Raw genomic sequence first — 12,074 nt, 5'->3', positions numbered from 1 at the left:
TGGGCTATGACAACATTGCAGGCTATCTCCACGATGGCATGACGAGTTGGCAAAACGCAGGTTTACCCCTGAAACACCTGGGTGAGTGGACTGTGCATGAGTTGAACCAGCACAAAGACGATCCAGATATTACGGTGTTAGACGTGCGATCGGATGGAGAGTACAGCAACGGTAACGTGCCTGGTGCTAAACACATTTACGTACCGCATTTAGAGGAACATCTTGACGAGTTAGATAAAACCCAAACTATTGCCACCTATTGCGGCAGCGGTTATCGGGCTTCGATCGCTGCAAGTATCTTACAGAAGCATGGTTTCGAGCAGGTCATTAACGTTCCTGGTTCGTGGAATGCTTGGCAGAGTGCGAACTTACCTGTTGAGAGGCGTAAGGATGTAGCAGTCAGCATGAAGTAACTTGCATCTAGACAAGATTGTCGGGAGCCAAGGCGCAAGGGTAATTGGGATCGCCTACTTCGACTTGAAGCGTGACGTGTTCGATGCCGAAGTTGTCGTGCAGTTCTCGACTGACTTGAACGAGAAATGCATCGCTTGGATGACCTGCGGGCATGACTAAATGAGCGGTGAGAGCGATTTGGGTTGTACTCATTGCCCAAATGTGCAGGTCGTGGACAGAAGCTACACTAGGACGTTCGGTTAAATAGGTGCGGACAGCTAGCGGCTCAATCCCTGCTGGAACCGCATCTAGGATTAAATTGAGAGACTCTTGGAACAGTTGCCAGGTAGTTATGAGGATGACCGCAGTGACGATTAAACCGATCGCTGGATCGAACCACAGCCAACCTGTGGCAACAATGGCAATGCCAGCCAGGACAACTCCAACAGACACCACTGCATCAGCAACCAGGTGGAGAAATGCGCCTTTGATGTTTAGATCGCTCTTACTACCTGCGAGAAACATCAAAGCACTAACTGTATTGATGACAATTCCCACTGCTGCCACGAAAATTACAGTTCCGCCCGCGACGGGAGCAGGATTGCGAAATCGGAGAATGGCTTCCCAGCCAATCCCGCCGGAAACAACCAGGAGAAAGCTGGCGTTTAAGAGCGCCGCCAAAATGGAAGAGCGTTGCAGTCCATACGTGCGGCGTGAGGTCGGTCGGCGACGGGTGAGGAGGGTTGCTCCCCAAGCAAACAGCAGCCCTAGAACATCGCTGGCGTTGTGACCTGCATCGGCAAGTAATGCGAGGGAATTCGCCAAAATCCCATAAACCGCCTCAATGACAACAAAGCTAGTATTGAGGGTAACACTAATAATAAAAGCGCGGTTGTAGTTGTTAACCGTGCGATCGTGTCCGTGACTGCCGTGACTGTGTGCCATAACGAATAAAGGTAACTGGTTCAATCGCCGTAGGATGTTAGGCGATCGCCTCCTGGTTACTTGCCAGCAGGCAGAGAATTTTGAAAGTTACGCGGTCCTTTGTAGCCAGAAAGTTGTGCCAGTTCTGATAAGCTTTGAGTCCCCGTAACAGTTTTGCCGTTAATTACCCAGGTGGGATATCCTTGCACTCCCGCAGCTTGACATCGATCTGTTTGAGGATTTTTGCCTTTGGGATCGCACTCCACATAAGGAATTTCCTTCACCGCTTCCTTGCCAAATAGCTGTTTTTGGTCGTGGCAGTGAGAACACCAGAAGCCGCCGTAGAAGACTGCACCAATCTGCTTTAAGTGTTGTGCCAGGGCAATTTCGGCTTGACCGGATCTGGTGGTAACGGGGTATCCGCCGGATGAGGGTTGCTCGGTACTAGAGCTGGAGTCGGCGATTGCTGGGTTTTTGGCGTTGGCATAAACTCCTAGCGTGCCGATTAGCACGATCGCTGCCACGATAAATCCGGTGAATAACAGTTGACCGATATCCTGCCAATCCCGACACAAGAGCGCCAAAGTAAATAGAATTACTGACAGGATTGCCGAGCCAACACAGTAGATACAGACTGCCTTAATCTCAAAAGCGAGTAGATACATCAGGTAGCCACTGAAAACCATCATGGCTGTTCCACCAGCAAACAACAGCAACCCAGTCCAGTTCTCCAACTTCGATCGCAGAGCTTTGTTTGACTGTGAATTTACAAGTAGAGGAGCCACAGCGAAAACTACCATGCTGGCGTAGGCGAGAAAACCAAATAACGCCAGTGGTAAGCCAAAGACAGTAGCGTAGGGGCTGGCAAGAACAATATCGCAGCCAGATGTCGGACAAGCAGCAGAGCCTTGAGTAAATTTGACGACGGTGAGATAGGCAGTGACTACAGCACCCACCGTGGCGAATCCTGCCATCAAAGGGCGCGAGTAGCGATGAATCCAAGGGGTCTGTCGGTGCTTCATAAAACTCGTATAACTAAGATGAAAAAAAAACGAACAATTGTACGCCACAAAATACCTACTGAGATTTGGGGCTGACTTTGAATAGTCGCATCCCATTTGCCGTCACTAGCAACGAGGTTCCCGTATCTGCTAGAACCGCCACGACGAGTCCAACTACCCCCACCGTACCCAGCAGCAGAAACAGCCCTTTCGTCACCAGGGAAAAGACCACGTTCTGCTGAATAATTGACACGGTGCGACGCGAGAGAGCCACGGTGTAAGCCAGTTTTCTCAGATCGTTCCCAACCAAAACTACGTCAGCAGTTTCCAGAGCAATATCAATGCCGCCGACGGCAAAGCTGATGTCTGCTGCTGCCAAAGCTGGGGCATCATTGATGCCGTCGCCTACCATTCCCACAACTCCTGAATGTTTGAGTTGTTGAATGCAGTAAAGTTTATCTTGGGGTAGCAGTTCGGCTCGATAGTCCGAAATCTCGACTTGTCGAGCAATCTGTTTGGCAACAGCAGTGCGATCGCCCGTCAACATCACCAACTTTTTGAGTCCAACTCGCCGCAGCTGTCGCATCGCCTCTGCCGCTTCTAAGCGCAAGCCATCAGCCAGGGCGATCGCTCCTAATAATTGGGTTGGCGTTCCCACCAACACGGGCGTTTGACCTAGAGATTCAATCTCAGTTAGCATTGCCTCAGCTTCTTGTGATAGCGGAATGCCCCGTTCGGCAAATAGGCGCTGATTGCCGACTAAGTAAAAGCGATCGCCAATTTCCGCTTCAATGCCCTTACCAGGTAGCGCCGTAAACTTTTCGGGAGTCTGGAACTCAATTCCTTTAGATTCAGCGTCGGTAACAATTGCCTTAGCTAGAGGATGTTCCGACTGCTGTTCCAAACTGGCAGCAATCTGAAATACTAGCTTGGCGCTCGTCTGTCCCACAGCATAAACCTTCTGCACTGTTGGCAGCCCTTGAGTAATCGTGCCAGTCTTATCGAAGGCAAGGCTAGTCAGATGCCCTGCCGTCTCCAGCGCGTTGCCACCTTTGAACAAAACTCCTTGACGAGTTGCCGCACCAATGGCACTGACAATCGAAACTGGGGTGGAAATAACTAAGGCACAGGGACAGGCAATTACCAGCATGACCAAAGCACGGTAGAACCAAACATCGAAAGGTTGAGCGAATGCTAAAGGTGGAATCAGGGCGATCGCAATTGCGACTAGAATCACGATCGGAGTATAGACATTAGCAAACTTATCTACCCACTGCTGAGAGGGAGCGCGACTTTCTTGGGCTTGTTCTACTAGATGAATAATTTTGGCGACCGTCGTATCGCTGACGGTGTGGGTGACTTTGACTTCTAAAAAACCAGCTTGATTCAGCGTCCCCGCATAGACTGCATCGCCAGGAGCTTTATCTTCTGGAATTGACTCTCCGGTAATCGGGGAAGAGTCGATGGCGCTTGTCCCTGACACGACTACACCATCTAATGCCACGCGCTGTCCTGGTCGAATCGTCAAAATTTCACCCACCACAATACTCTCGACGGGAACCGTTATCTCCCGCTCTCCCCGTTTGACTGTAGCTGTGGGTGGAGTTAAGTCAAAGAGAGCGCGAATGGCGTTGCGAGTGCGACCGAAAGTAAAAACTTGCAGCGTTGTTCCCAAAGAGAATAAAAAGACAACCAGCGCCCCTTCAAACCAATCGCCTAAAATCACTGCCCCAATTACCGAAATGGTCATCAGCAGATTCATATCAGCTCGGCGCAAGCGCAACTCGAATAAACCTGCCTTCGCAATCGGATAGCCAGCAACGACTATACCAATGCCATAAAAAGCCCGTGCGATCCAAATCGGCAGTGCTAATTGTTGAGCGAGTAAGCCAAAAATTATCCCGACACCTGCCAGAATGACGCTCTGCCCTCGGCGGTTCGTCATCCAGAATTTCCAGGTTATCGGGTCGGGTTTGCGATCTGGCGTGTTAGCTAGTTCAGCTTGAGGATAGTCGTGACTGAGTGAGTCGGAGCTTTTCTCAGAAGTCTTTTCAACTGTATAACCTAGAGCTTTAATTCGGTCGTAAACCGTTTGTTCGCTGGCTAGCCGTGGGTCATAAGATAGTTGCAAGCGTTCGGTGGAAAAATTGACCAATATATCTATAATGCCTGGGATCTGCTGCACCCCCGCCTCAATCGTTTTGGCACAGCTACCGCAGTCCATCCCCCCAACCCGCACTTGTAGCGTTTTCGCAGCAGTTAAATTGCTCGCACTCGGTTGGCGAGCGCGATCCAAGTTGCGATCGCCCGCACAACAGCTAGAGTCTGACTCGCAGTGGCTATGCTGCCCTTTCTCCTCACGACTCTGCTCTACGGTATAGCCCAAAGTTTTTACCCGTTCGGCAATTTTTGTCTCGCTCACCAGAAGAGGGTTGTAGGAAACCTTGGCTCGTCCGGTGGCAAAGCTAACAGATGCTTCGCTCACGCCGCTTAACTGCTGCAAGCTTGTCGCAATTGTCTTGGCACAACTGCCGCAGTCCATACCACCAATCTGAAGTGTTTGGGTTTTGAGGTCAGGAGTTTGAGTCATGGCAGTTTCAATCCAACCGCGATCGAGTTTAACTGCATTCTAGTTCAATTCTCCTAACTTATGAACAATTATTCATATATACAATGATTCTCATTTTAGATAGCATAATGAGACCGATAACCATTGCCTCAAACTAAAAGTTCTGATGAACAGGCGTAAGAAAAAGCCAGACCGTAACCTACTACCAACTCCTGATGTACCGACGTGTGAAACCCATATGGTGCATCTAGAAAATGTCCGCTCCTACCAGTCAGAGATCGTCACAACAGCCAAGGCTCAGCAGATGGCAGAATTTTTTGCCGTACTAGCAGATCCAAACCGTCTGCGCCTCTTATCTGCTCTTGCTTCCCAAGAGTTGTGCGTCTGCGACTTAGCGGCATTGACGAAAATGAGCCAATCAGCTGTTTCTCATCAACTGCGATTATTGAAAGCCATGCGTTTAGTCAGCTACCGCCGATCAGGTCGCAACGTTTATTACGGTTTGGCGGATAATCATGTTATCGATCTTTATCGTGGAGCAGCTGCTCGTTTGGCAGACGATCCAGTTTGATTCTGCGTTCGAGCAATGAGATGAAATCAAGCAATTTGCTAGAAAATCCTGTTATGATGGCTGGGTTTGATGCGATCGCATTCAGAATAGAGGCGACTAAATGTAAATTATTCTGTTATAAAACCAGAACGATTCTCAATTGTTTAGCTCTAAGAAAATGCAAAAATCTTTCACTCACAAGCCAAATAACTTCAGACAACCTAAAAAGTCGGGATGGTGGTTGAGATTTCTGATTTTAGGGGTGCTAGCATTACCGATTCTCGTCTGGAACGGACGCAGAGAACAACAATCTTCTTTTGAAAAAAATCCTTTTGGGTACTTACCACAACTAGCTATGTCGGGAGGCGATCCTTATGTTCGGGCATTAATGCGGACGATATCTGCCAGCGAGTCAAATGCTAAAAATCCCTACGTTCTGCTGTACGGTGGAGACCACTTTCACAATTTCAATCGACATCCTAACGTTTGCGTAAAAATCGCTAGGGGTCCAAATCGGAGAAAATGTTCTACGGCTGCGGGTCGCTATCAATTTCTCGCCTCGACTTGGTTAGAAAAAGCTCGCAAATATCACCCTCACCCTCATGGATCTACTGGTTTAAGCATATATAGCTTTGAGCCTAAATACCAGGATAAAGTTACCTACAAATGGCTGAAAGATCGTCGGATTTGGGATACAGATATTGCGTTTTTGTTGAGACAAGGACGAGTCGATGAAGTCCTAAAGATGCTATCTGGCACTTGGACAAGCTTGGGATATGGAATTGAAGATAACTGGGTAACTCCTTATTTAGCCAAAATTTATCAGCAAGTTCTTGCCGAGGAATTGTCACGAGTCCAAAGGTCGGGCGATCGCGATCGCTAGATTTTCGATTGAGCTTTGACTTGAAATTTACAGAGCAACGCCAAAAACTAACTGTTATTTGTGAGGCTTGAAATGAAACACAAACAATCTACGAAAATACAAAAATGGTTACGCCCCGTTGCGATCGGTGCTGCGATTGGAATCGTCATGGTGACTCATCCAGCAGTCGCGCAGAACTTGGGAGACAATTCTTTACTAGGGACTCCTTTAGGGCGATTGGTAAGTATCGATTCAAACGTCAATCAAGAACGGACAAAACTATCTACAACGCCAGAGATCGTTGTCTATCGCAGTCCATCTTGCAGCTGTTGTGGTGGGTGGATTGACTATATGAAAAAACAAGGTTTTCCAACAAAAGTCATACTCACATCCGACATAGAAGCTGTAAAACAAAAGTATCGCGTTCCCGATCGCCTCGCATCTTGCCATACGGCAGTCGTCAATGGCTATGTCATCGAAGGACACGTACCAGTTAATGATGTTAAACGCCTGCTGCAAGAAAAGCCCAATGTTGCTGGTATATCCGTTCCCGAAATGCCTGTAGGTACTCCTGGGATGGAGATGGGAAACCGCAAAGACCCGTTTACCGTGTTTTCTTTCGATCGCCAGGGTAGAGCTAAAGTCTTTAACAAGTATCCATCCTCGTGAGGCGCGATTCTGTCAAAAAATAGCTTCTGTGAGAATGCAATCTCGCTCAGAATCTATTGCACCTGATGCAGAGGTTGATGATGCTGGCAAAAAATCTGAGATTATGAGAAGAATATGAAAATAATCTTGGTTAAATGAACGACCATGCCAGAAAATCGCCCCAGCCTGCCAGAAGTTCACCGCAGTATCAAAATCCCTCATGATAGTGGCTTTTGGCGCAAGATGCTTGCCTATGCGGGACCAGGGTATCTCGTCTCTGTAGGCTATATGGACCCTGGTAACTGGGCGACAGATATTGCTGGCGGGTCTAAGTTTGGCTACACGTTGTTGAGCGTGATTCTGCTGTCGAATTTGATGGCAATCTTGCTGCAATCGTTATGCGTGCGTTTGGGTGTTGCTACCGGAAGAGACTTAGCACAAGCTTGTCGTGACTATTTCAATCCGAAGGTTAACTTTTGTTTGTGGGTGTTGTGTGAAATCGCGATCGCAGCTTGCGATTTAGCCGAACTGCTGGGCAGCGCGATCGCCTTACAACTCTTATTTGGACTACCCTTAGTATGGGGAGTCTGCATCACGGCTCTGGACGTGCTGATGTTGTTATTCCTGCAAGGGAAAGGCTTCCGCTACGTGGAAGCGTTGGTAATCATGCTGGTGGCGACAGTAGGAATTTGCTTCGCCTTAGAAATTTTCTTCTCTCGCCCCGATGTGGGAGGAATATTACTAGGGTACGTACCCAAGCCGGAGATTTTACAGAATCCAGAGATGCTCTACATCGCTATGGGGATTCTGGGAGCAACAGTAATGCCACATAACTTATATTTGCACTCCTCGATCGTACAAACTCGCGACTGGCAACCAACAGTCGAGAAGCGATGGGAAGCGATTAAGTTTGGCACAATTGATTCAACTGTAGCTTTGTCACTGGCACTATTTATCAACTCAGCGATTTTGATTGTTTCTGCGGCAACGTTTCATTTTTCTGGTTATCGAGATGTAGCAGAAATTCAAGATGCTTATAAATTACTATCTCCTTTGCTAGGAGTTAGTACTGCCAGTGCGATTTTTGGTCTTGCCTTACTTGCTTCTGGGCAAAGTTCTACGCTAACTGCAACTCTGGCAGGGCAGATCGTGATGGAAGGCTTTTTGCATCTGCGCCTACCTGCTTGGCTGCGTCGTCTAGCTACCAGGCTGATTGCGATCGTTCCTGCCTTAATTGCAATTATCTTTTTTGGCGAACGCAGTACGGGGAACTTACTCGTTCTCAGTCAAGTAATTTTGAGCTTACAGTTATCGTTTGCGGTGATTCCACTAGTCATGTTTACCAGCGATCGCCGCCGCATGGGAGAATTTGTCAATCCCCTCTGGCTGATAGTTTTGGCTTGGTCAGTCGCTCTGATTATCGTCAGCTTAAATATTTGGCTGCTGCTGCAAACTTTTCTAAGCTGGCTAAAGCTGTAGGACAAAAACTTTGTATCTTCTACCTTCCCTTCAGGATTTACGGCTGCACGGGAGGTTTAGCAGTTGATGGCTGTTGGATCGTTTGCAGAAAAGTCAACGCTTGTTGGTGAGCAGGTTCATTTCCTTGAGCCGAAAAAATTCGCGCTGCTTGCTCTAGATCGGCGATCGCTCCTGGCTTATCTCCCAAATGATAGCGGACAGTGCCTCGATTGCCATATGCCTCAGCCATGTTAGGTTGGAGTTGAATTGCTCGGTCGTAATCGGCGATCGCGGCTTTGGCATTTCCTAGCCCTGAATGTGCCAGTCCTCGATTGTAGTAAGCATCGGCAAAATTGTCATCGTATCGTAAAGCCGCGTTAAAGTTGGCGAGCGCTGCGGAAAAATTGCCCTTTTGGGCTAATACCGTTCCCCGCTTATTGTAAGCATCGGCGTGACGGGGATCGATTCGCAGTGCCGAATTAAAGTCTGCCATTGCTGCTTTGTAATTTCCGAGTTCGGCACGGACGAAACCTCGGTTGCAGTAAGCTTCAATAAAACTGGGATTCAGCCGCACGACTCCATCGAAGTCTTCAATTGCGCCTTGTAAGTCTCCTCGTTCGGTCTTTTCTACCCCCCGATTAAACAACTCCTGAGCTTTTGTCACAGGTGCAGACGGCGATGAAGGCAGATTGGGTTTTACAGTAGATGCTGCACGAACGGCGGGAGTCAGTCCGCCCAAGGCAGTAGCTATTCCCAGGATGGCGATCGCTCTGTGAATAATGTTGTTCATGAATTGGCTCCACAGCTAGAGAACAACCTCAGATTCGTAAAAGAGCATTTCCTGCTAAATGGGTTAGTTCCAATTAAAACCACGCCAAGCAAGGAAAATACGATGTAGATTGACTCAAAATCGGACTTGAATTCGTCGTTGGCGATCGAGCGTTTACATTTAGCATAACAAGAGACAGCGAATGAGTTAGCACCTTTACCTCTGACTGTTTTGAGATTTGCTAGAATTTCCCACACCTAATGCAGCCTGCCAGCTGTCAACATGGCGTGGTACGAGAATGCGGACATCGGGATCGGGCAACCCAATCCCTGCTTGTTTCAAAGCACCAACGATCGCAATTCTGACTGCTGAAGTCGTAGCCACGAAATCAGAACGTCGCGAGTCAGTCCAAAAACGCACTTCAACTACAACATCATCCTGTCCTAGCTCTCGTATCCGCACGGAAACTCTTGGTTCTGCCAGCACTCCCGCAGCACTCTGGGCTGCATCTGTGACAACATTAACAACTTTTTGTAAGTCGCTATCGTAGCCGATAAATAATTCCACGCTGCTGCGGCGGATGGGAGCAGCTGTATTGTTGATAATACGAGAAGTAAATACTTCTGCATTGGGAACGAGAACCACGCGCCCGTCATAGGTACGTAACTGAGTTGCCCGCAATTCGATCCGCTCGACATTTCCCTCAGTTTCACCCACAACGATTTGGTCGCCTAACTCAAACGGGCGCAGAATCAAAATTAAAATCCCGCTGACGAAATTAGACAGGATATCTTTGAGAGCAAAACCCAAGGCAAGTCCAGTTAACCCTAACCCAGTAGCAACGGTACGCGGGTCAAAACCAAAGGCATCCAGCGCCACAATTACACCTAAAGTCCAAACAGCGTAGTATGCCACCTGCTTAATCAGGTTCTCTACAGTTAAATCTTCCACAATATGACGGAAGATAATTCGCATCAACCAGCGTACAGTGGTGGCGATCGCCCAAAATAATCCAATGACCAACAAAGATGCGATCGCACGCGGCACGATCGCGATCGCGGATTCTAGCAGCCGTCCGAAGGCAGTAGCAACCGATGCCTGAACTTCTGCCACAAATCGTCCCCAAGGGGAAAACCGCCGCCCACTCGCTCGCTTCAGAGCAGCATTAATTGCTTGCGACCATTGAGTCGCTAGAGCATCAACAGTCGTTAAGTTATCCTGAGCATCGGCTGGGGTGACGGTGACTACAGGTACTCCAGCAATTGTGATGACGCGCTCAGCCCGATTTGTTCTGGTTGTCTCGATTCGAGGTGCGGCGATCGCCTCTGGATTCTCTAGCAACCTATTCATCCGTCGCTCGATTTGCCGCGCCCGCGCCTGAGCGTCGTTATTCTCTACTGCACTGACGCGAAACACCGAGCGACCATCTAGGCGTACAGTTACTCGCTCGTCTTGCGCTCCTACCCAACTGGGAATAAATGTTGTCGTCAGGATAGCAAACAGCAGTAACCAACTCGCGGCAGTTCGTGCCAGCTTGTGTTGACGGCTCGCGATTGCTCTCCTGTTTTTGGGCATGACAAATCCATTCTTCTTTTCAAAAAATAAAGCGTAGCTCCAAAATTGTCGTCACGCTTGAGTCAGAAATAGTCATGCTAATTTGCTAACTTTTGTCCCCTTGCTGCGACTCAGAATACTCAAACTCACAGTCTCAATGTTGCTAGCAGATTGAAAAGAACAGAGTTAATCAGACTTAAAGCAATGGAGCCGAGTAAGGCACTCCAAATTCCCCAACGTAGCCGAAATCCAGTGACGAGAGCAGCGGCTAGACCAAAAATAATTGCATTCAAGACAAACAGGAATAGACCCAAGGTTAAAAGAATCAAGGGAAAGGTAAAAAACCCTAAGATCGGTCGCAACAGAGCGTTTAATACTCCAAAAACTGCGGCGGAAACTGCTGCTTTGCCAAAACTGTCAATTTCTACTCCCAGTGGTAGCCGCGCAATAATTAAAAAGCTAATGGTTGTGACTAACCAGGTAATGAGGATTCCAAGCATGATAATTATCGGGATTGGCGATCGCGTACAACATCCAGAATCCTGAATTTAGAATTCTGAATGTAATACTTATTCTAGTTTCTGCTGGCGAACTCCGATCCTAGAATCCAGCAAAGTTGTAGCCAACACCAATCGCTAACCCGACGCTGGTATCGTCAAAGAAACCCACATTTACGCCAGCGTTGGCTGTAATTTGTCTGGCTACGGGTACGTCAACACCTGCTGTTAACATTGGACCGACATCGCTGTTGTCGCCCGTAGCAATTGCTAAGCCACCTCCAACGTAAGGAGAGAAAGCAGATATTTCTTCTGTTGCTGCTCCAGTAGGCTGTAAGTTGAAGTCATAAGTGACTGGAATCAGAATCGCAGTGCTATCACCAATGACTACTGATGGACGAGCGGAGATAGCATTAGTCAATCCTACTTTGCTGAGAACTGTAAAGTTGCCCAAACCTAAAGCTGTTTCACCACCACCTAAACCGATATTACCGCCGATGCCGATATAGCTAGAACCTCCACGAGTGGCTCGACCTGGTTCGACATCTCCACGCGGAGGTTGAGCGGGTGTCGTTTCCGGTGTCGTAGTAGGAGCCGACGGTTCAGTAGTTGGGTAAGTAGGCTCGGTTGTGGGAGCCGATGGTTCTGTTGATGGATAGTTTGGTTGGTTGGTCGGCGCTGACGGCTCGGTAGGTGGAGATGTAGGTTGAGTTGATGGATAAGTCGGTTGAGTTTGAGCTTGAGCAGACAGTCCACTTGCTACTACAGTTAAAGTAGCAAGACCTAAGACTACAGAAGTCTGCTGGAGAAATTTGGCGTTCATGGTCGTTCCTTTATCAATTTAGTGGC

At 48.3% G+C, this 12,074-nt stretch carries 12 protein-coding genes; 5 read left to right on the top strand and 7 right to left on the bottom strand.

Features of this window, described 5'->3' with window-relative positions; all coding sequences use genetic code 11:
* Positions 1 to 413: rhodanese-like domain-containing protein (locus C7Y66_RS08315; RefSeq protein WP_146149755.1), on the top strand; the 413-nt coding region annotated here is incomplete at its 5' end.
* A gap of 7 nt (positions 414 to 420) precedes the next feature.
* Here the strand turns inward: C7Y66_RS08315 and C7Y66_RS08310 are convergent.
* The 3 genes from C7Y66_RS08310 to C7Y66_RS08300 are packed head-to-tail and all read right to left on the bottom strand — an operon-like array spanning position 421 to position 4,908.
* Positions 421 to 1,338, bottom strand: coding sequence for a cation diffusion facilitator family transporter (locus tag C7Y66_RS08310; protein ID WP_106545205.1), 918 nt, complete (start codon positions 1,336 to 1,338; stop codon positions 421 to 423).
* 56 nt (positions 1,339 to 1,394) lie between these two features.
* Positions 1,395 to 2,339 carry a vitamin K epoxide reductase family protein gene (locus tag C7Y66_RS08305; RefSeq protein WP_106545204.1) on the bottom strand — a complete coding sequence of 315 codons (945 nt, stop codon included), beginning with the start codon at positions 2,337 to 2,339 and terminating at the stop codon, positions 1,395 to 1,397.
* 55 nt (positions 2,340 to 2,394) lie between these two features.
* Positions 2,395 to 4,908, bottom strand: a complete 2,514-nt coding sequence (locus tag C7Y66_RS08300; RefSeq protein ID WP_106545203.1) for a heavy metal translocating P-type ATPase — start codon at positions 4,906 to 4,908, stop codon at positions 2,395 to 2,397.
* Positions 4,909 to 5,053: 145 nt separating this feature from the next.
* Between C7Y66_RS08300 and C7Y66_RS08295 the strand changes: the two genes are divergently transcribed.
* From C7Y66_RS08295 to C7Y66_RS08280, 4 genes are all read left to right on the top strand, one after another.
* Entirely contained in the window at positions 5,054 to 5,458 is a 405-nt protein-coding gene (locus C7Y66_RS08295) for a metalloregulator ArsR/SmtB family transcription factor (protein ID WP_106545202.1), read from the top strand.
* A gap of 157 nt (positions 5,459 to 5,615) precedes the next feature.
* The gene (locus tag C7Y66_RS08290; RefSeq protein WP_106545201.1) at positions 5,616 to 6,320 is read left to right on the top strand and encodes a glycoside hydrolase family protein; all 705 of its coding nucleotides are present in this window, start codon (positions 5,616 to 5,618) and stop codon (positions 6,318 to 6,320) included.
* Positions 6,321 to 6,392: 72 nt separating this feature from the next.
* Complete coding sequence (locus C7Y66_RS08285) at positions 6,393 to 6,968, top strand: DUF411 domain-containing protein (protein ID WP_106545200.1); 576 nt, start codon at positions 6,393 to 6,395, stop codon at positions 6,966 to 6,968.
* 144 nt (positions 6,969 to 7,112) lie between these two features.
* Complete coding sequence (locus C7Y66_RS08280) at positions 7,113 to 8,426, top strand: Nramp family divalent metal transporter (RefSeq protein ID WP_106545199.1); 1,314 nt, start codon at positions 7,113 to 7,115, stop codon at positions 8,424 to 8,426.
* 37 nt (positions 8,427 to 8,463) lie between these two features.
* Here the strand turns inward: C7Y66_RS08280 and C7Y66_RS08275 are convergent, their stop codons facing one another.
* From C7Y66_RS08275 to C7Y66_RS08260, 4 genes are all read right to left on the bottom strand, one after another.
* Positions 8,464 to 9,195, bottom strand: coding sequence for a tetratricopeptide repeat protein (locus C7Y66_RS08275; RefSeq protein WP_106545198.1), 732 nt, complete (start codon positions 9,193 to 9,195; stop codon positions 8,464 to 8,466).
* A 195-nt stretch (positions 9,196 to 9,390) separates the two neighbouring features.
* Complete coding sequence (locus C7Y66_RS08270; RefSeq protein WP_106545197.1) at positions 9,391 to 10,749, bottom strand: mechanosensitive ion channel family protein; 1,359 nt, start codon at positions 10,747 to 10,749, stop codon at positions 9,391 to 9,393.
* A 125-nt stretch (positions 10,750 to 10,874) separates the two neighbouring features.
* A complete protein-coding gene (locus C7Y66_RS08265) occupies positions 10,875 to 11,228 on the bottom strand; it encodes a phage holin family protein (protein WP_106545196.1) in 354 nt (117 codons plus the stop codon).
* 100 nt (positions 11,229 to 11,328) lie between these two features.
* Positions 11,329 to 12,048 carry a hypothetical protein gene (locus tag C7Y66_RS08260; protein WP_106545195.1) on the bottom strand — a complete coding sequence of 240 codons (720 nt, stop codon included), beginning with the start codon at positions 12,046 to 12,048 and terminating at the stop codon, positions 11,329 to 11,331.
* Positions 12,049 to 12,074 lie beyond the last annotated feature (26 nt).

The sequence above is a fragment of the Chroococcidiopsis sp. CCALA 051 genome (genome assembly GCF_003015105.1).
Classification (GTDB): Bacteria; Cyanobacteriota; Cyanobacteriia; order Cyanobacteriales; family Chroococcidiopsidaceae; genus Chroococcidiopsis; species Chroococcidiopsis thermalis.
This window is presented reverse-complemented; position numbering and strand designations above follow the sequence as displayed.